This is a genomic window from Myxococcus hansupus (assembly GCF_000280925.3).
Lineage (GTDB): Bacteria > Myxococcota > Myxococcia > Myxococcales > Myxococcaceae > Myxococcus > Myxococcus hansupus.
Genome location: NZ_CP012109.1, coordinates 9187311 through 9206552 on the forward strand (window position 1 = coordinate 9187311; position 19242 = coordinate 9206552).

General features: G+C 70.4%; 18 protein-coding genes. 6 read left to right on the forward strand and 12 right to left on the reverse strand.

Annotated features, from left to right (window positions below):
• The first annotated feature begins 294 nt into the window (after positions 1-294).
• Positions 295-588: a YgaP family membrane protein gene (locus A176_RS36295; RefSeq protein ID WP_226994099.1), complete on the forward strand. Its 294-nt coding sequence runs from the start codon at positions 295-297 to the stop codon at positions 586-588.
• A 22-nt stretch (positions 589-610) separates the two neighbouring features.
• On the opposite strand, the gene A176_RS36300 is transcribed toward A176_RS36295, so the two are convergent.
• Together A176_RS36300 and A176_RS36305 are read right to left on the reverse strand one after the other, a co-directional pair.
• Positions 611-1294, reverse strand: coding sequence for a putative periplasmic lipoprotein (locus A176_RS36300; RefSeq protein WP_002633816.1), 684 nt, complete (start codon positions 1292-1294; stop codon positions 611-613).
• 12 nt (positions 1295-1306) lie between these two features.
• Positions 1307-2236, reverse strand: coding sequence for an NmrA/HSCARG family protein (locus A176_RS36305; protein ID WP_021781202.1), 930 nt, complete (start codon positions 2234-2236; stop codon positions 1307-1309).
• Positions 2237-2439: 203 nt separating this feature from the next.
• Between A176_RS36305 and A176_RS36310 the strand changes: the two genes are divergently transcribed.
• A complete protein-coding gene (locus A176_RS36310; protein WP_044890004.1) occupies positions 2440-3051 on the forward strand; it encodes a hypothetical protein in 612 nt (203 codons plus the stop codon).
• Here the strand turns inward: A176_RS36310 and A176_RS36315 are convergent.
• On the reverse strand, positions 3048-3449 hold the full coding sequence (locus tag A176_RS36315; RefSeq protein ID WP_044890003.1) for a DUF2203 domain-containing protein: 402 nt from the start codon (positions 3447-3449) through the stop codon (positions 3048-3050). The genes A176_RS36310 and A176_RS36315 overlap by 4 nt on opposite strands.
• Before the next feature lie 596 nt (positions 3450-4045).
• On the opposite strand from A176_RS36315, the gene A176_RS40440 reads away from it, so the two are divergent.
• A complete protein-coding gene (locus A176_RS40440) occupies positions 4046-4201 on the forward strand; it encodes a hypothetical protein (RefSeq protein WP_226994100.1) in 156 nt (51 codons plus the stop codon).
• A gap of 15 nt (positions 4202-4216) precedes the next feature.
• Here the strand turns inward: A176_RS40440 and A176_RS36325 are convergent, their stop codons facing one another.
• The 7 genes from A176_RS36325 to A176_RS36355 form a co-directional block, all read right to left on the reverse strand.
• Positions 4217-5197 (reverse strand): hypothetical protein, encoded by a 981-nt coding sequence (locus tag A176_RS36325; protein ID WP_002633811.1) that lies wholly within the window; start codon positions 5195-5197, stop codon positions 4217-4219.
• A 176-nt stretch (positions 5198-5373) separates the two neighbouring features.
• Entirely contained in the window at positions 5374-5868 is a 495-nt protein-coding gene (locus A176_RS36330; protein WP_002633810.1) for an endonuclease V, read from the reverse strand.
• Positions 5869-5884: 16 nt separating this feature from the next.
• Positions 5885-7096, reverse strand: coding sequence for a DUF1444 family protein (locus A176_RS36335; RefSeq protein WP_226994101.1), 1212 nt, complete (start codon positions 7094-7096; stop codon positions 5885-5887).
• Between the two features lie 181 nt (positions 7097-7277).
• Positions 7278-7997: a c-type cytochrome gene (locus A176_RS36340; protein WP_044890002.1), complete on the reverse strand. Its 720-nt coding sequence runs from the start codon at positions 7995-7997 to the stop codon at positions 7278-7280.
• A complete protein-coding gene (locus A176_RS36345; protein ID WP_002633807.1) occupies positions 7994-9241 on the reverse strand; it encodes a YncE family protein in 1248 nt (415 codons plus the stop codon). Before A176_RS36345 ends, A176_RS36340 begins: the two co-directional genes overlap by 4 nt.
• Complete coding sequence (locus tag A176_RS36350) at positions 9238-9852, reverse strand: hypothetical protein (RefSeq protein WP_049872434.1); 615 nt, start codon at positions 9850-9852, stop codon at positions 9238-9240. The genes A176_RS36345 and A176_RS36350 overlap by 4 nt, the downstream gene beginning before the upstream one ends.
• 8 nt (positions 9853-9860) lie before the next feature.
• On the reverse strand, positions 9861-11213 hold the full coding sequence (locus A176_RS36355) for a WD40/YVTN/BNR-like repeat-containing protein (RefSeq protein ID WP_002633805.1): 1353 nt from the start codon (positions 11211-11213) through the stop codon (positions 9861-9863).
• Between the two features lie 137 nt (positions 11214-11350).
• Here A176_RS36355 and A176_RS36360 point away from each other — a divergent pair, with 137 nt between their 5' ends.
• From A176_RS36360 to A176_RS36370, 3 genes are all read left to right on the forward strand, one after another.
• A complete protein-coding gene (locus A176_RS36360; RefSeq protein WP_044890000.1) occupies positions 11351-12391 on the forward strand; it encodes an aldo/keto reductase in 1041 nt (346 codons plus the stop codon).
• A 150-nt stretch (positions 12392-12541) separates the two neighbouring features.
• A complete protein-coding gene (locus A176_RS36365) occupies positions 12542-13702 on the forward strand; it encodes a cyclic nucleotide-binding domain-containing protein (protein ID WP_002633803.1) in 1161 nt (386 codons plus the stop codon).
• Between the two features lie 14 nt (positions 13703-13716).
• Positions 13717-14928 carry a cyclic nucleotide-binding domain-containing protein gene (locus A176_RS36370; RefSeq protein ID WP_044889999.1) on the forward strand — a complete coding sequence of 404 codons (1212 nt, stop codon included), beginning with the start codon at positions 13717-13719 and terminating at the stop codon, positions 14926-14928.
• A gap of 82 nt (positions 14929-15010) precedes the next feature.
• Here the strand turns inward: A176_RS36370 and A176_RS36375 are convergent, their stop codons facing one another.
• Together A176_RS36375 and A176_RS36380 are read right to left on the reverse strand one after the other, a co-directional pair.
• Positions 15011-16204: an OmpP1/FadL family transporter gene (locus A176_RS36375; RefSeq protein WP_002633801.1), complete on the reverse strand. Its 1194-nt coding sequence runs from the start codon at positions 16202-16204 to the stop codon at positions 15011-15013.
• A gap of 27 nt (positions 16205-16231) precedes the next feature.
• Positions 16232-19228, reverse strand: a complete 2997-nt coding sequence (locus tag A176_RS36380; protein ID WP_002633800.1) for an alpha/beta hydrolase — start codon at positions 19226-19228, stop codon at positions 16232-16234.
• Between the last annotated feature and the right edge of the window lie 14 nt (positions 19229-19242).

Below are 19242 nucleotides of genomic sequence, written 5' to 3' on the forward strand. Positions count from 1 at the left end.
TTGAACGCGGCGCGTCGGGCAGCGAACCCAGCGTGGAGGCGGGTGTGTGGCCTTGCCGGGTGCAGATGCGGCGGGCATGGCGCAGTCGGCCGGCGGTTTTCGGGGGACGGGCTCGCAACGCCTGGACCGCGTCGAAGCCGCTGACGGTGGTCGTCGCTGAGGCGTGGCCTCGCCGCCTCGTGCAGACGCGGCGGCCCGGTGCTTGCCCGGTTGCTCGGCGTTCCACCCGTGCGGGGTTTCAGCGCGGGTGGCCGCTCGGCGGGCCGTGGCCATTATCGCCCCTGGGAGGTGCACATGCTTGTCGGTTTCTTGGCGTCGCGGCCGGGGCGGTGGCTCCGCATCGTGACGGGCGCTGGGATGGTGGTGGGAGGACTGGCGGCGGGCTCGTCGCGAGGCTCGGCGGTGGCGCTCGTGGGCCTGGGGCCCCTGGTGGCCGCGACACTGGACTGGGTTCCCATGGCCGCGCTCTTCGGTCTGCCGGTTCACGGCCCGGAGCTGCGGCGCGAGCTGGGCGTGTTCGAGGAGGCTTCGTTGCTGGAAGGTCTCCACCGCCCGTCCATGCGCGAGGTCTCCCCCACGCTGCACTGAGGCGGGGGCCCCGCGCGGGGCCTCAGCCCTTGCGGACCTGGAAGGGAATGTCGAGCGTGCCCAGCGGCTCGCCGCTCTCCGCGTCCACGAGCCGGGCCTGGAGCACGACCTGGCCCTCTCGGTGGCCCACGCCCTGGAAGTAGAGGAAGCCCGTCATCGTTCCACCGGGTTCGAGCGTGCCTTCGGGCAGCGCCTTCTGGAGCATGTCCTGCGTGGGCAGCGGCTCCTGGCACTGGTAGCCGTAGTAGTACGGGTCCGGGAAGAACGGGCCCATGTAGGAACCGACGCCGAAGCGCCGGTATCGGCCGAGCCCCCAGCCCGATGAGAAGCCCGCCGCGCTTCCCGAGCCCCCCGTCCCCTGCTGCACGGAGTTGAGCGTGTCGTTCAGTGACAGGGGCGGCAGCGCCGCGTAGCGGAAGCGCGACACCGTGCCGACCAGCGAGAAGGCGCCGTACTCGATGCGCACGGGCCGGTCGCCGCGGTTCTCCACCTGGATGTAGACGGGGGTGAAGCTGCGCTCGAGGTTCTTCGGCGTGCCCTTCCATGCGGTGCCGTCGGCCACCAGGACGATGCCGTCCGTCGCGGCCTTCGCGGCGTTCGCGTCGCCCTGGAGCACCTGTGCCCCCGGCGAGGGCCGCAGCTCGGGCGTGGCCACGCAACCGGTCAGGATGAACAGGGCCGCGGCCGTGGGCATGGGGGCTCGCATGGGACTTCTCCTCTAGTGACTCGCGGGGGAGACGGGCTCCGCGGCGGCGTGGGGCCACGCGGGGGAGGTGAGGGCGTTCCAGTCCTGGCCTCGCGCCCAGTCCTCGAAGGTGTGCCAGGGGACCTCTGGGAATTTGTGCCGGAGGGTGAGGACATCCGCCTGGTAGCCCTTGCGGTCCAGCCACTCGTACATGGCGGCCAGGTCCTCACTGCGCTCGCGGATGAAGTCCAGGGGCAGTTGCTCGTAGTGGATGCGGTGGCCGCTCACCATGGAGAGCAGCCCCGCGGCCTGTTGGCCCGTCACCTCGTCGGAGGCCACCTCGATGCGTTGCTCCTCGAAGCGCTCCGGTTCCTCCATCACGCGGACGGCGAAGGCGGCGAGGTCCTCCAGCGCCACCATCTGCAGGCCGCGCGTGGGGGACAGGCCCATGGCGAGGATGCCGGCCTTGAGGCCTTCCTCGAACATGCCGCTGTTGAAGTTCTCCATGAAGAAGGTGGGGCCCAGAATCGTGTAGGGCAGGCCGCTGCTTTTCACGTGCGTCTCGACGCGGTGCTTGCTGTCGAAGTGGGGGATGCCCGTGAGGCGGTCCGCTCCCGCCACGGACGAGTAGACGTAGTGCCTCACGCGCGCCAACCGGGCCGCGTCCGCCAGGTTCTTCCCGTGGCGGACCTCTGCTTGCACGCCGCCCGGGCCAAAGGGCGTGGCCGCGGCGAACATGGCGTCCAGGTCCTGCGCGGCGTTCGCGATGGAGTCCAGGTCGTCGTAGTCACCGACGGCGAGCTCGGCGCCGAGCGACTCGAGTTCCCGGGCGGCCGGGGAGTCTGCGTGGTGGACGAAGGCGGTGACGCGGTGGCCGCGCTGCAAGAGCTTCCGTGCGACGGCGCCACCCTGTTGGCCAGTGGCACCGGTAACGAGCACGGAGCGAGAGAAACCCATGGGCATGTGTGCACCTCGTGACGTCTGATGTCCGGAAGTTGGGGATGGCAGGCGCTGGTGGCGAGCACGCCGGGGGCGTATCGAGCCTCACGGGCAGGGGCCGCCGGGCCGCCCGGGCAGCAGGCTGCCGACACTCTCGCACGAGGGTCGCGTCATTCCGGAGACGCTTGCGGCGTACGGCGCCGGGAAATGCCATGGTCCTTCGCACGATGAGCAAGCGTGACAAGCCGCAGGACGCCGAGCTGGTGGTGGCCGCCCGGGCACTCGATTCAGAGCTGGTGCGCTTCGAGTCCCTGGCCGAGCAGCTCCAGAAGGCGCCGTTGGAATCCGAGAAGCACCTGGAGCGCGCCTCGGCGATGCTCAACGGGCTGGCGGACCTGGACGAGCAGCTCCGGTTGCAGGTGACGGCGCTGGTGGGGGCCATCTCCAAGGTGAGGGACCGGCAGCAGGCGCAGGCTGAAATCGTGCATCAGCGGGCGCAGGAGCTTCAGCAGCGCACGGAGATCTTCAAGAACCTGCTGGTGCGCTACGGCGCGCTGGGGCAGAGCGCGGGCGAGCTGAACGTGCGGATGCAGCAGTTCGCGCAGCAGCGCCAGACGGCGCAGACGGCCGAGGAGAACGCCGCGCTGGCGGAGCACTTCGAGTCGCTCCAGGTCCGGATGACGGAGGTGGCGGACGAGGCCCAGGGGCTGGCGCGGGCCGGGGAGGAACAGTCGTTCCACGACGTGGCCCGGCAGGCGGACTCGCTGCGGCAGCAGTTGCTGGCGGCGCGCAACAAGCTGGCGTTGTTGCAGAAGCGGTTCAGCGAGGACGCGGGTTAGCTGAGGTACGTGGGCGCGAAGTCGTCGGGGCTGTCGATGGGACGCCGGCCCGAGAAGCCGTCGAGCAGGGCGTGCCAGTGGGAGACGGCGGGGTCTCCGTAGCGCCAGCAGAGATAGACCTGCTCGCCGCCGCGGTGGGCGCGGAAGTCCACGAGGCCGTCCGCGCCCTTGATTTCGAGGCCCATCTCCTGGAGCTGGAGCAGCTCGCTGCGGATGCTTTCGAGGAGGCCGTCGCGCTCCTCGCGCAAGGGCGCCAGGTTCGGGTCGTTCGCGCTGGACGCTGTGCTCAGCGTGTCCGCGAGCTCCTGGGCACGCTCCACCCAGGGGCGTACCCGCTCGAAGGTGCGCGACAGCAGCGGCACCAGCCGGTTGGCTTCTTCCACGCTGAAGTAACGCATCACCCCGATCATGCATCGGTCCGGGCCGTGGCCGCTACTGTCCTGTTGCGCGGGAGGTGTGGGCTCACAGTCGAACCGCGTGATTGTCAGCCAACCTGCGCCGGTAGGGGAACTCGGCTTTGTGTTCGTGGGCTTCCTTGTCAGGGACGCACAGAATGCCTTACGTCGTCCTTGACCGAGGGGCCTCCTAATCTGGGTGCACCCGTGCTTGTGAGGGGACATGGCTTCTTCGTTGCTTGCATTGGGATGTTTGGGTTCATCGCACTCGTACAGAGTCAGTTGGTGGCTTTGCATCACTGCCGTCGAGACGGAGCGGGAATAGGTTGATGCACTCCACATGGAGCCTGCTCGGGCTGCTCCTCATTCCTGGCTGCGCGCTCTTCCGTCCAGCGCCTCGTCCTAGCCACGCGCCTGACGAAGAGGTCGCGCAGTATCACTTCCCGGTGGTGTTGCCGGCGGAAGGGCAACATGTCCTCCCTGGCGTGATCGCCTCTGCGATCTCGTATGCCATGGAGGACTTTCTCCCGTTGGGCGCAAAGCCTCCTCGCGATGCGACGCCCACGGAGGTTTGTTCCTTCCAGCGTCAGTCTTATGACGTGACGGCTGTTCCCGGCGGAGACGCGGTGGTCTTCGTCAGCTTCTCGCCCAGCGCGGGCGCATGCAGTGGCCTGGAGGGGCCGCCCCTCGCGGACATTCCCATTGTCTACGCGGTGGACACCGCGAAGTGGGTCATCCTCTCCGTGCAGAAGTAGCGGCGCTGCGCCTGTTCAGCCGCGCAGCAGGGACGTGTGATTGTCGCTCAGCCAGCGCTGGGCCGCGTCACCCAGCGGGAACAGGGCTTCGCGTTCGCGGAACGCCGGCGTGTGCTCGGGCGCGCAGCGGCCTTCGCTGCCCGTTCCATCCGTGTCCTCGAAGTCCGCGTGCAGCATGGCGTGGAAGACGAGGTAGTCCACCACGAAGGCGGGCACGTTCGGCCGGTCGAAGGCGGGGTGGATGCGAATCTCCTTCCGCCGTGCGTCGTAGCCACCCACGTGGATGCTGCGACGCCGCTTGCCCGCGGGCTTCCTCGCCCAGCCGACGTCCACCTGCACCCGACCGTCGAACCAGCTTGCGTTGAGCCGGGCGAAGACGGCTTGCAGGTCGAAGCAGCGGCCTCGCGTGCGCAGTGGCTTTCCGGGCCGACGCTCCCGGCGAACCCGCTCGCTGTGCTCGTGCGCGTAGGCCTCCAGCGCTTCACCCGCGCGTGCATCCGCTCGGCCCGCGTAGGCCGCCATGGCCTGCACCACGGCGTCTGGTGCGCCCAGGAACAGGTGGTGGAGCCGCAGCCGCAGGCCCTCTTCGCCTCGGCGAAAGCTGATGAGTGTGGCCCGGTTGTCCGTGAGCCGCAGATGCACCGGAACCTTCAGCAGCGATGACAACCGCCGCGCCAACTCCGCCGCCATGGGCAGCGCGTCCTCTGGCGCAGGGAGCCGGTCTTGATGTGGGGTGCTGTCTCGCGAGGGGAACGGGCCGTCAGGTTCGGTGCGAGCGTGCTGGCCCGTTGCAAATGGCAGCGAGTCCTCTCGCGTGGGGCGTCGGCTTCCCGAAGCCGCGCTTTCACGCGGGGCGGGGACCTTGGGACGCACCTTCTCAACCGTGGGGATGCGATCCTCCGAGGAGGTGCTCACCGGCGGGCGCGCGTCCACGTCCTCGCGCTCCGGCGCGACCGTGTCGAACAAGCCGAGCTGTGAGGTCGGGTGCGAGGGCATCCGCCGTCAAAGGTAAGCCTCCCGGCCCAAGGATTCCAGGAGGATGCTCGCTTCCCAGGCGAAGTGGCGGCTCGGGCTGTCCGGAACCGTGCCGTCCAGCTCGGGACGTGCGGCAGAGGGGGTTCTCTCTCCCAGGCGAAGAGGCCGCGACGCTGAGCGGAACCGTGCCGTCCTGCTCAGGACGTGCGGCAGAGATGGTCCACCCGCTTCAGCAAGGTGGGCGAGCGAGACGGCCCGTGCATCCGCCGGATGTGCTCCGCCGCCACCTTCACATCCATGCCCGCCGCGCCGACGAACAGGGGCCGCAGGCTCTGCCCTCGCAGCACCGTCACGGACGGCCCCGTGGTGACATAGGCCGTCTTCGCAACCCCGATGACGGGCACCTCCCGGTTGAGCGCTTCATACAGGTGCGCTCCAAGCCCGGGCCGGTCCTCCCCGAGCCACACGTAGCCATCCACGATGACGGCCTCCAGGGGCACCTCCACCCGCGCGAGCACCCGCAGCAGGTGTGGCAGCTCGCGCCGGTAGAACTGTCCCGGCTCGTAGGGCTCCGCCGGAGGCCCATGCTCCACCAGATGCGAGGACTCCGACGCATCCGTCCAGCCACGGAAGAGCACGCACGCGGCCACGGTGAGGTCGGGGCGGTAATCCACGTCCAGGCAGGCGAGCATCAGTCCTCCATCCGCGTCAGGGCAGCACGAAGTCCTCGAAGGAGACCTGGGCGGCGCGCAGTCGGGCAAGCACTTCCGGCGAGGGGGCCTGCGTGACGCGGTAGCGCGGCGGCCACTGCTCGGGCACGGGGGTGATGGCGTCTCCCACGATGCGAAGCGCCTCCGCCCAGGGCACGGTGAAGAACTCCTCCGAGTCCTCGGAGAGGTGCACGGCGATCATGTCCGCCAGGGGCAGCAGGCTGTCCACGCCCAGCGGCCAGACGCACCAGGAGATGGGGAACTCGTCCCGCTTCCGGGCCATCGCGCTGTAGGTCGCGACGAAGATGTCCACTTCCCGCGCCTGATGCAGCGTGTTGAGCACTTCCTTCTGGGCGTTGTACTCCGCCAGCGCCAGTTGGATGTGAGACAGCCGCACCCGGTGCGCCAGCGAGTCCTTCCCGGGGCGCACGTACGGCACCACCTGCCCCGCGTCGTCCACCGTGTAGAGCGCGGGCGTCAGGCAGCGGGATGCGGCGCCGTACTCGCGCTCGGCGCTGACCGTCAGTCGCGTCACCAGCTCAGGGCGCGCGTCGCCACCGATGAGCAGCGTGGAGCGCTCGGGAAGGATGGCGATGGGCCGCCCCTCCACGCGCCCGGCGAAGGACGCGAGAAAGCCCGGCCGGAGCAGCCGTGACGTCTCGTAGGTGTCGTTCGTCTCCACCGTCCACAGGGGGCCGTGCTCGTCGTCGTAGAGCTCCACGCCGTCGTCCGGAAGCCGCGCCAGGTTCGCGTGGGCCGCGGCGAAGGCCGCTTCCTCGTCGACGCCCCACTTCTCCAGGTGGCGGCGCTGCACGAACATCGCGGACTCCGGCAGGTCCAGCACCAGCAGCTCCGACAGGAAGGGCAGCGTCCTGCGGCCCACCAGCTCCCGCTCCGGTTCCGGCTCTGCCTTCGTCTTCGTCTGTAGCGACTTGCCGAAGGTGGACGTCCGCAGCACGGGCAGCAGTTGCTCGCGGGCCTGCTCCCAGGGGAGCGCGTCCGGTGACTCCTGCCACAGCGAGCGGAGGTAACGCTGGATGACCTCCACGCGCTGCTCGGGGGCCAGCTCACGGGTGTCCGCGAAGAGGTTGTCCAGGAAGAAGGTGCCGTCACTTCCCGCGCGGGTGATGTCGAGCGCGTAGTCCGCGGTGCGCCGCGCCACCTTCTCCACCGCGGGGTCCATGCGGACCAGGGTCTCCACCTGGCGCATGAGCGCCTCGCGAGGCTCCACCGTCCAAGTCGTCGAGGGGGCGGGAGGAACCGCCGTGGTCGTTGAAGACTTCCTCCCGAAAAGCCTGCCCCAGAACCCCATGCTCGCTCCCACGTCGTGTGTCCGCGAGGAGGTATACGTCCGGTGGACCGTGGGCTCCACCGGAACGCGCCCTCCCGGCTCACAAATCCATGAAGGTGAGCAGCGCGCCCAGGTCCTCGTCTGACAGGGTTTCCAGGCTGTACAGCGGCATGTTTCCGCCCACGCCGAAGAACTGGCCGTGGCGCACCTTCTCGATGACGACCAGCGACTTGGGCACGCCGGGGAAGAGCGTGCCGTAGTCGTTCGTCACCTCTGGCAGAATGGACGCAAGCTCGGTCAGCCGGCCCGCGCCCGTGTGGGGCGCGCCGTGGCAGCTCTGGCAGGCCTCGATGTAGACCTGCTGGCCCCGCGCCCTGTCACCGCGCGACACGTCGACGACGTCCTTCACCACCGTGAAGGGCCGCGCGGGCGCGGACGGGCTCGGGCTGATGCTGACGAGGTACTCGTACAGCGCCCGGCTCTGCGGCGAGTCCTTGGGCAGCGGCGCCACGCCCCGCATGAAGTTGACGTAGCAGAAGTTCACCGCGTCCAGCAGGCGCGTTTCGTAGCCGCCCCACCAGCTCTCGCGGAAGGCGGAGTCGTACAGCGTATAGCCGGAGTCCATCCGCCCCGCGGGAGGCGTGGGCGTCGTCGCGTGGCACGTCGCGCACGAGAAGCTGTTGAAGTTGCTCTCCGACAGCCGCGAGTCGTTGAACAGCACCTCGCCGTACTCCGCCGCGGTGACGCGGCCATTCTCGCTGTCGTCACACGCGGACAGCAGCACCGCGAGCGTCACCACGCTCCAGGCCGAGCGCCTCATGGCTGCCCCCACAGGATGTTCACCGAGTCCGGGAAGATGCCCACCTCCACCGTGCCCAGCACGGTGCCCTCCGCCAGGTCGACCGCGTGCAACGTGCCCGGCCCCACGTGGTCGCCTTCGCAGACGACCAGGCCGACGCGCTCGTCGGGCGTCAGCATGATTTGATGCACGTTGAGGCAGCCGGCCTCCGACAGGGGCAGCTCGCGCTGCACGGTGCCCGTCTCCGGGTCGATGACGGCCACCGCGTCCACCAACTGGTAGGGCAGGTACAGCGTGCGTCCATCCGCGGTGAAGGCGCCGAACATCGGTGGACCGCGGAGTGGCACCGCGCGCTCCGGCATCATCTCGCGCGTCTGGGGGTTCAGCACCTGCACCTGTCGGCTGGCCATGGAGCTGACCCACACCTCGCCCGAGGAGGGCGACATCGTGAGCGCGTAGGGCTGGTGCCGAGGTGTCACCGCGCCGCCCGCGCCCGCAGCGACTTTCACCCGTGTCACGGCCGGAGGCTGCGCCGTGAGGTCGACGATGGCCACCTCGTCCGACCAGCAGGCGACGTAGGCCGTGCGCTCGTCCGCCGACAGGCGCACCGCGTGCGGCGCGGGGCACACCTCCACCATGGCCTTCCGGGTCATCGTCCGAGCGTCGATGATGGCCAGGTTCGCGTTCATGTCGGACTCGGGACGGCCCTGGCGCGCCATCTCCGCGATTTTCAGCGTGTCGAAGTGCGTCTGGTACAGCGTGTTCCCATCCGCGCTGATGATGACGTCGCCGGGATTGGGGTTCACCCGCACCGAGCCCACCAGCCGGTTGTCACGCGCGTCCAGCTTCAGGCAGTAGCCGTCATCCGCGCCCGTGCCGTGCGCGCCGTGCGGCCCCGAGCCACCGCCCGGCACGTAGTTGGAGATGCCGACGTAATAGAAGTCCCCCGCCGGAGCGATGGCGGAGTGGTGCGGCCCCTCCAGCTCCACCGGGTTGAGCCCCACGGGCACGCGCGCCAGCTCGCGGAAGCCGGGCGTGCCCACGGTGTTCAACTCCACCAGGCTCAACGTGTCGTCCAGGCTGTTGGTGATGATGATGCGCCCACCAAGCCCCGGCGGCGGAACGGTGGAGGCCTCCTTCCAGGGCTCCTCGTGCGCGAAGTCGAGCCCGTCCGGAGGCGCGACATCCAGCACGCGCGCGGCCTTCTCATCGCAGCCCGTCAGCAGCAGTGCCAGCGCCGACATCCAACCCATCGTGCGGTTCATCGTGCGCCCTCCAGCCGGATGGTGCGTGGGGAATCCATTCGGTACGGGCCTTCGCGGAGCCGGTTCTGCACCAGGTACGCGCTGGTCACCTGGACTCGAAGTTCGGGGCCCGAGGCGGCGCGGAGCGTGTCCCACGTCGCCGTGTCGAGGTGCCACTCCAGGTCCGACGTCAGCAGCTCCACGGGACACCGCCGCCCGGGCACCGTCACCTGCACCCAGTAGAAGTCTCCAGTGACGGGCGGCAGGTGCGCCTGGGCGGAAGGCAGCAGGAGGTGGCCCAGCCACGCGAGCATGGAGCGCTCACCGTGCTCGCCAGCCGGCGCTCGCGAGGCCAGCGGTGATGACCAGCGCCACGTGGGCGGTGCGTCGGTCAGCGAGTACATCTGGCCCGGCGAGGGCTCGGTCAGCGTCACCGCGTGCGAGCTGTCATCGGGCCGGCCCTGCGCGTCGACGAAGGTTCGCCACGCTTCGTCGGTGGCTTCGCCGCCGTAGAGCGGCTCACCGCAGGGGTCCTCGATGGGGGCGTTGTCTCCGCTGTCGCAAGCGGGACTCATGGCGAGCAGCGCGGTCACGCCACACGTCCACAGTCGCCTGCGTATCTCCAAGGGCATGAGCGTCCTTATCGGTGGTGCGGGCGCCGGGCGCCGCGGCGCCAGGGAAGGAGGGTGGACAGCAGCAACAACATGGGGACGGGGCCACCGGGGCTGGCGCCACAGCCGCTCGACTTCGGCGCGTCGGGAGGATCACCGGGGCCCTGGGTGCCGGAGTCCGAGGCTCCCGCGTCGGGCGTGCCCGCATCCGGTGTCCCCGCGTCGAAAGGCGGCGGGGGCTCCTCGACGCCGCCGTCCGGATACAGCGGCGCGCCGAGCTGCTCCGCGAGCTGCGGCCACCGGGCCGGGCAGAGGTCGCGCACGGGCGTGCCACGAGGGCAGAGCTGCGTCCCCTGGATTTCATACAGCGCGAAGATGTGTTGCCAGGTGCGGCCCTGGTCCGTGCTGCGCGCCAGGGCCCAGTCGTGCAGCCAGGTGGAGCCGCAGCCATAAATCGTCTCACCGTCGCGCAGCACGCACGCGTTGCCCGTGGGCAGGGGCTGTTTCTCCATCGGACCGGTGCTCGGGCCCATGAAGAAGTAGTTGAGGGTGCCCACCCACGCGGTGGCGCCGTCGGACGACAGGTCCATGTTGATGAACGTGTCATCCAGCACGGACACCTGCGTGAGCGTGCGGCCTCCATCGTCACTGCGATGCAGGTGCGTGTAGCCCTGGGCGGACACGCGCGTCCACACGACGTCTACCGCGATGGGGTCCAGCGCCACCACCGTCAAGGCGTAGGGCCGCAACAGCTCCGGCAGTGCGTGGGGGAACTCCTGCCACGTGTCGCCCGCGTCATCGCTGCGCAGGAGCACCATCTGGTTGTTCGAGACGCCCGAGGCATAGAGGCGCCGAGGGTCCACGGGGGACACGCGCACCGCGTTGAGCTCGAGTCCCGCGCGCAGCAGCGGCGTGGCGCTCCATGTCTCCCCGCCGTCGCCGGAGCGGTACACGCCGTTGGCGAGCCCGGGCCTTCCGGTGACGGCATAGAAGACGCGGTCATCGGTGGGATGGCCCGCGAGTCCCGTCACCCAGGTCGGCCTGAAGAAGGGGTGCGCGCGCCAGGTGCAGCCCTCGTCTGGGGAGTGCAGGAGGGCGCTGCCGGTGGCGGCGAGGATGTCGCCCGTCTCGCGCCACAGGTAGGCCTCCGGGCGCCAACCGCCATACCCCATGGCATCCGGGCATACCCAGCGCCATGTCTGGCCCTGGTCGCGGGAGATGACCGCGCCAAACGTCGTGCCGACGAAGAAGTCCTGAGGGTGGCCCCGGCGGATGACGATGTTGGAGGTTTCCGGCAAGCCCGCATGGGCGGACGCCACCCGTCCGGGCAACACGGCCAGGAGGGAGATGACGGTGCTCCAGGCAACCGCGTTGCGTTTCATTCCAGAGGACTCCGGGGAACGTCCGGCCCCCCGTTAACGTTCACGGGCTGCGAGCATAGCGGCGGAAAACGCGGCCGTGCGCGCATTCCCGTTGAGCGGGTGGGCTCCCCTGGTTACCAGGATGCCCCTTCATGGGAATGGAATACAGGCAGCTTGGTGGCGCTGGCTTCAAGGTTCCGGTGCTGACTCTCGGCACGGGCACGTTCGGCGGCCAGGGGGACTTCTTCAAGGTGTGGGGCACCAGCGGGGTCCAGGAGGCCACGCGCCTGGTGGACATCAGCCTGGAGGCCGGGCTGACCATGTTCGACAGCGCGGACATCTACTCGGGCGGTCTGGCCGAGGAGATTCTGGGCAAGGCCATCGCGGGCCGCCGCGACAAGGTCCTCATCTCCACCAAGGGCGCCTTCCGCAACGGCGACGGAGCGAACGACGTGGGGTCGTCGCGCTTCCACATCACCCGCGCGGTGGAGGCCAGCCTGAAGCGGTTGGGCACGGACTACATCGACCTCTATCAGCTTCATGGCTTCGACGCTCTCACCCCGGTCGAGGAGTCCCTGCGGGCGCTCGACGACCTCGTGCGCGCGGGGAAGATTCGCTACATCGGCGCGTCGAACTTCTCCGGCTGGCACCTGATGAAGGCGCTCGCCACCTCGGAGAAGTACGGCCTCGCGCGCCACGTGGCGCACCAGGCCTACTACTCGCTCGTGAGCCGGGAGTTCGAGTGGGAGCTGATGCCCCTGGGTCTGGACCAACAGGTGGGCACCGTGGTGTGGAGCCCGCTGGGCTGGGCGCGCTTGACGGGCAAGATTCGCCGCGGGCAGCCCCGGCCGGAGGGCTCGCGGATGAAGGACGCGCTCAATGCCGAGGGCGCGCCGCCGCTGGCCGAGGAGTACCTGTTCCGCGTGGTGGACGCGCTCGATGAAGTCGCCGCGCAGACGGGGAAGACGGTGCCGCAGGTGGCCCTCAACTGGCTGCTCCAGCGGCCCACCGTGTCGTCCATCATCATCGGTGCGCGCAACGAGGAGCAGCTCCGGCAGAACCTGGGCGCGGTGGGGTGGAACCTCTCCGCGGAGCAGGTGGCGCGGCTCGACGCGGCGAGCGCGGTGACGCCCACCTATCCATACTGGCACCAGCGCGGCTTCGCCGAGCGCAACCCGTTCCCGACGAAGGTGGACTGAGCGCGACGGTGCTCGAAGGCCGTTTCGTTGGGGGACGGACGCCTCTCGACGAGGCTCGCCTCCCTTCGTGGGGTCTGCTACGCACGCGTCGGTCCCGGCACACGGCGCGCCCAGGGGGTTGGGCGCAAGGGGCTTGGGGGAGTTCACGGCATGGCGCGTTCCACGGTGGGGGAAGAAGGGGCCGCGAGCACGGGCACGCGGCCCTTCTGGGAGGCGGTGGCGCAGGGCGCGGTGGACGTGGCCGTCCGGACGTATGAGGCCCTGGCGCGCTCGCAGCGAGACACCGTGCTGGAGGAGGCCTCCCGCGCGACGCTCCCCGCGCGCGCCACGCTGGTGGAGGTGCTGCGGCGGGCGCGTGACTTCGCGGGCGCCGCGCGCGTGCTGGAAGCGGATGGCGGCGCCAGCACCGTCGCGCAGCTCTACGAACAAGCGGGCGCGCTGCTCCAGGCCGCCGAGGCGTGGCTGCGCGCCGGAGAGCGGGCCCGCGCCGCCATGGCCTTCGAGCGGGGCGGCGCGCTGGAGCGGGCGCTGGCGCTGTATGCGGCGCTGGACGCACGCGAGGCCACGGCCCGTTGCCTCACCCGGTTGCGCCGGCCCCTGGAGGCCGCGGCGGTGTACCGCGAGCTGGGCAATGGCCACGCGGAGCTGGAGGTCCTTCGGTCCGTGGCCCCGGGCCTTCCGGAGCGGCGCGAGGCGGTGCTGCGGATGAGCACGCTGCTGGATGCGCAGGGGGACTCGTGGCGGGCGCTGGTGCTCCTGACGGATACGCTCCAGGCGCCGGCCTTCCAGTCGGACGGCGCGCTCCAGGCGGAGCACGCGCGGCTGCTGCGGCACCTGGGCCTGGACGCGGGGCCCGGGGTGGAGCCCGCTCGCGAGCCTCCGACGCCGGACGGCTATGAATACCTCAAGGCCATCCCCCTCTTCGGCGAGCTGTCGCTGGAGGACATGAAGGACCTCTACCAGGTGGCGCGTCCGGTGCAGTTCGCCCAGGGCGACACCGTGCTGGAGAAGGGCGCTCCGGGCTCGGGGTTGCTGGTGCTGCTGGAGGGGACGGTGGACGTGCTCGGCGGCGCGGAGCCCGGGGCCCGGCTGCTCAACACGCTGGGGCCCGGCGCCTTCATCGGTGAGGTCTCGCTCATCCTGGATGGGGACACGTCCGCGCACGTGCTCGCGCGCTCCGAGGTTCGCGCGCTGCGGGTGACGCGCGCGGACTTCCAGCACTACCTGGACACGCACGAGGCGGCGGCGCTGCGCATCCTGCGGCTCTTCACGGAGAAGCTCGCCGAGCGTGTTCGCGCGCTCAGCGCATGACGGGGGAGATGGCCATGGCGCACACGCACCGCGCGGACAGGCAGCGGGCTGTTCAGCTCGCCAGCGAGGGCAAGCTGGAGGAGGCGCTCGCGGAGTACCAGGGCGTGTTGAAGGACGCCCCGGACGACGCGGAGGTCCACCAGAAGGTGGCGGAGCTGTTGGAGTGGCTGAGCCGCCCGGTGGACGCCGCCGCCGCGTACCAGCAGGCCGCGCTGGCCTGGGCAAAGGCGGGCCAGCCCCTGCGCGCGGTGGCCGCGTGTGTGGCCCTGCCCCGGTTGGGCGCCGCCCACGCCGCGCTGGTGCGCACCGCGCGCGTCCTGGCGGAGCGCTTCGCCCTGCGTCCGGAGGCCCCGCTGCCCGCGGACGCGGCGCACGTGCCGGAGCTCGTCGCCGGCGGCGCGCCCATCCTGTCGCAGGTGAGCCGGGACGCCTTCGTCGCGCTGCTGGAGTCGCTCCAGGTCCGCGCCTTCTTCCCGGGCCAGGCGGTGGTGGAGGAGGGCGCGCCGGGGGCCTCCATGTTCGCGATGGTGGAGGGCCGCGCGGACGTGGTGCGCGCGCTGGAGGGCGGGCAGCGCCAGAGCGTGGGCGCGGTGGCGCCAGGGGACTTCTTTGGTGAGTTGGCGCTCATCTCCGAGGGGCCGCGGCTCGCCAGCGTGGTGGCGGCCGAGCGCGCCGTGCTGCTGGAGCTGACGCGCGCGAGCATGGAGGCGGTGGCGTCGCGGCACCCCGAGGTGACGGCGGTGGTGGACGCCTTCTACCGGCGGCGGATGGTGGAGAACCTCCTGCGCAGCAACCCCCTCTTCAACCAACTGACGCCGGCGCAGAAGGCCGCGGTGTCGCGCGACTTCGAGCTGCGCACCGTGGCCGCGGGCGAGGCGCTGCTGACGCAGGGCCAGCCGGGTGACGCCTTCTACGTGCTGCTGCGCGGGCGCTGCACGCCGTGGCTGGAGCAGCTCCATGGGCGGCGCGTAGCGCTGTCGGAGCTGCGCGAGGGAGACGTCTTCGGCGAAATCTCCCTGCTGCTGGACAAGCCGGTGTCCGCCACCGTGCGCGCGGACGTGGCGGGGGTGGTGCTGCGCCTGGAGCGCGCCGCCTTCCAGAAGCACCTGCTCAGCCAGCCCGGCCTCAAGGGACAGTTGATGCGCATGGGCACGGAGCGGCTCCAGCGCACGGCGCAGGCGCTGGCCTCCGGGCGCGTGTTGCACGAAGGCGACCTGCGCGTGTGACACGCGGGGACGGCTGGAAACACAACGCCCGGGCCTCCGTGAGGAGACCCGGGCGCGGTGAGGTCCGGACGGTGCCGGAAGACTACATGGAGTAGCCGAGCGTCAGGCCGAACACCTGGGCCGTGCCGTTGTACACGCCGGGGATGCCCGGCGCGGTGCTGTCCTTGTCGAACAGGTTGACGAACTGGTAGGCGGCGTCGACGCGAACCGCGCCGAAGCTGTAGCCCACGCCCGCGGACATGCCGAAGCGGTCCGCGTCCGGCAGGTCCGGCGTCAGCGTCTCATTCGGGCTGGGCGCCGGGTCCCAGATGAGGCCCGCGCGCACCTGCAGCGCCTCCGTGATGCCGTACTCGCCGCCCAGGTGGAAGTTCCACGTCGAGCGCCAGTTCTTCGGCAGCGGGTTGTTGATGGCCGGGTTGTCCGGGAACTCGATGGCGAGCTCTGGGAAGCTGGACCAGCCCACCCAGTTGGCGTCGAACGCGAGCGTCAGACGGTCCAGCGGGGTGAAGGCGACGCCCGCCACCACGGACTGCGGCAGCTTGACGTCACCCTGCACGCGGGTGTCCGGCAGACGGCCCTGGAAGGCCGGCGGCACGTCCCGGAAGTCCGCGTCGCCCTTGAACGTCATGCCAATGGCGCTGCGGTACTGCACGCCCAACGTGACGAGCTTGGGGACGACCACGGCCTGGACGCCGGCGTTGAAGCCGAGGCCCCAGCCCGCGCCGCCCAGGTGCACCTGGCCCTCGCTGGTGACGAAGCCCAGGGCGCGCTTAATCTCCAGCGTGCCACGGGCGATGTTGAGGCCCGCGCCCACGCGGAAGCGGTCGTGGACCTGGTACGCCACCGTGGGGTTGATGTTGTAGATGGACAGCCCGGACTCCTGGGCGCGGAAGCGGCCCACGAACCCGTCTTCCCACCGGCTGCTCGCGCCGAACGGCGTGTAGAAGCCCACGCCGGCCGCCAGCTTGTCCGTGATTTTGTACACGGCGAACACGTGCGGCGGCGGGGACAGCGTCGTCTTCTGCCCCTGCACCTCGCCACCCGTGGGGGTGAACTGCAGGCTGGGGAGGATGCCGGTGACGCCCGCGGTGATGTCCAGCTTCTCCACGCCCAGGATGTTGGCCGAGTTGGAGTAGATGGCGGACGAGTCGTCCAGCCACGCGGCCGCCGCGTTGCCCATGCCCGTGGAGCGGGCGCTGTGCGTGTTGACCTGGAAGCCCGCGGCCTGGGTGGTCCCGGCGGCGAGCAACGTGATGAGGGAGAGTGTCTTCTTCATGTGCGTTCGTTCTCTCTCGCGAGGCCGTTACGGGGAGGGCGCGGTGCCCGTGTTCAGGAACTGAATGACCTGGTTCTGGGCCGAATCACGCACGGCCTTGAGGACGCGGCTCGTCGTGGAGTCGGGCGGCAGCGACGGGTCCACGATGCCGAAGAAGGCGTGGCGGACGTCCAGCGGGAGCGGGGTGTCGTTCGGCACCATGTACGACTGCACCGTGCGCGGCGCGGAGGCGTTCACCAGCGGGTTGTTGGCCGCGTTGATGAGGCCCTCGGTCACCGGGTTGGGCATGACCATGTCGCCGGCGATGTACTGGATGAAGGCCTCGCGGTTGGCGGGAGCCGACGGCGCGTTCTCCAGGTAGACGCCGTAGTTGCGGGGCGAGGCCGGGTCCAGGATGGTGCGCGCCAGGGTGATGAACTCGTAGAACTCCGGCGTGCCCGGGGCGCGGCCGATGCCCGCCAGCGACTGGAAGAAGCCCGTGCGGTAGCGCACGAACGTCGGGTCGGTGGCCGTCAGGAGGATGTCCACCAGGTCGCCACCCGGGGCGTTGAGCGCCGTGCGGGCCACGACGGGAGACACGGAGGCGGACAGCGCGCCCTGGATGCCGCCCAGGCTCTGGCCCACGTAGTGGAACTGGCTGGTGTTGAGGGGAGAGACGCCCGCGAGGCCCAGACGGCCGCTGAGGCTGTCGGCGTCCAGCGCGCGCACGAACTGCGCGAAGTCCACCACGTGGTGGCGGAAGTTGTCGCGCGTGGCGAACAGGTTGACCAGGTTCAGGAAGCCGGTGCCCGAGGCGAACGGCGCCTGGTTCGGACCCGGACGGGCGAAGTCACCACCCTCGCACACGCCGGTGGTGTCGCCAGGGGCACCCAGGCAGCGGCCCAGGCCCTGGCTGCCGCAGAACACGTCGCCGTGCAGCGGACCCGTGGGGCTGGTGTCCAGGGAGCAGGCCGGACGGTCGGCGGAGATGCAGCGGCCGTAGGTGGGGGCGCCCACCGTCAGGTCGCAGGTGGAGTCGTCGGAGCAGGCCTCGTCCGGCGTGGTGGCGACGAACTCCGGGGTGCCGTCACGGTTGGCGTCGACGAAGACGGGCGACGTGGGGCTGATGCCCGCGCAGGTGGAGCGCTCACCGTGGAACACGGTGTCGATGGCGGCCACCGCGTAACCCGCGGCGTTGAAGTTGTTGGCCACCGTCATGATGTTGGTGCGGTTGCCCGTCAGGCCGTGGCCGAAGACGACCACCGGGTAGCCACCCTCCGGCGCCGCGGCGGCCGGCGTGAAGAGCATGAACGGGACGCGGTCGATGCGCGGCTGGGCGCGGTTGAGCGTGCCCTGCGTGTCGTCCAGGATGTAGGGCGAGTGGTAGGCGCCGATGAAGACGCGGCCCACGGCCTCGTTGTCCAGCGTCAGGCCCTGCATCGTGCCCTTGATGTTGGCCGTCTGGTCCACCAGGTACACGGGGTCGGCCGGCACCTGCGTGGGGGCCACGTTCAGCCGCTCGAGGACGGGGCGCGTGGTCTGGGTGGTGAACGCCCAGGCCAGGTTGATGTCCTTGCGCGGGAGGCCACCGGCCTCCAGGGCGTCGAACAGGGGCTTGAGGCCCTGGCGCGCCGGCTCCAACTGCGCGGCGAGCGCGTCCGGCACGGCGGCCAACTGGCTCTTGCCGTTGGCGTCCACCAGCGGGCTCGCCATGCGCATCAGCGCCTGGGCGGGCGTGGGCGCCACGTAGCGGCCGTCCTCGTCCTTCAGGCCGCTCATCATCACGACGGCGTACTGGGTGCCCTCGTCCAGCGGCACCTCGGGGACGATCTGGAGCTGCTGCGGCGAGCCCTCGACGGGCGTCAGGCCGGCGACGAGGGGCTCACAGCTGATGCACGCCTTCACCTGGGGGTTGGTGCCCGAGGTCAGGTTGGAGAGCTTGACGAAGCGCAGGTTGGAGCGCGTGTCGCGCGTGGAGCCCTCGGGGTCCGGCGCGAAGCCAACCTTCAGGCGGATGGACGCGTCGTGCAGCCGGGCGCCCGGCTCCAGCGGGCCACGCGTGGCGCTGTTCTCGGAGACGATGGGGGCGGTGGTGGACCAGCCGTCCAGCGTGTTGAGGCCCGCGATGAGGCTCTGCGCGGGGCCCGGGTCGGCGGGAACCGGCAGGTTCAGGCGCGCGGGAGCCGTCTCGGTGGCGGGCACGCGCAGCAGGTCGTTGGGGAAGGGGATGACGCTGCCGGCCGGGTCGAAGGTGGCCTCCGGCTGGTCCATGATGGTGAAGGTCCAGAGGAGGACGATGTCCTCGCGCTTCACGCCGAACTGCTCGGACACCACGTTCAGGATGGGGGCGTAGCCACGGCGGAGCTGCTCCAGCCGCAAGGCGCTGGCCGTCTGATCCGCCAGGCGGCGGGCGGGGTCCGTCTCCGTGGAGGGGATGAGCTCGGTGGCCGTCTGGCAGTTGGGCGCCGTCAGGTCCTGGCACGTCACCAGGGACTCGGTGGAGCTGGCGAAGGACCACGTGGCGGACGGGATGACCTGCCGGCCGGCCGTCGTCTTCACGCCGTTCTCACCGCCGATGATGGCCACCGCGTAGCGGCCACCCTTGGGCCACGCGGGCTCGGGCGGGAAGATGTTGATGAGGCCGCGCTCCGGGTCGTACCCGAGGGCGCGCGGCGTCGCCGGCTTGGCCAGCGGCGTCCCCGCGTACACGTCGATGATCTTGACCGTGTTCGTGTTCACGGTCGTCGGGTCCAGGTTGCGGATGAGCGTGGACGCGGTGACGGTGGTGGGGAAGCCGTTGAGCGAGTTCACGTAGTCGCGCGTGAACTCCTGCTCGGCGGCGGACGCCTGGGGGTTGATGGGGGCGTTGACCAGGCCATTGACGATGGCCAGGTCATTGGGGGACGGGACGACGGGCGGAGAGCCGGTCGGGTCGAACTCCGCGACGACCGAGTCTTCAGGGCTCCGCGGCGGATCCTGTGCGATGTCGGGAGTACAGGCCGAGGCGCCCAGGGCCAGAGCCCCGAGGAACAACACCTTTCTCATGGGTACAACCCCCT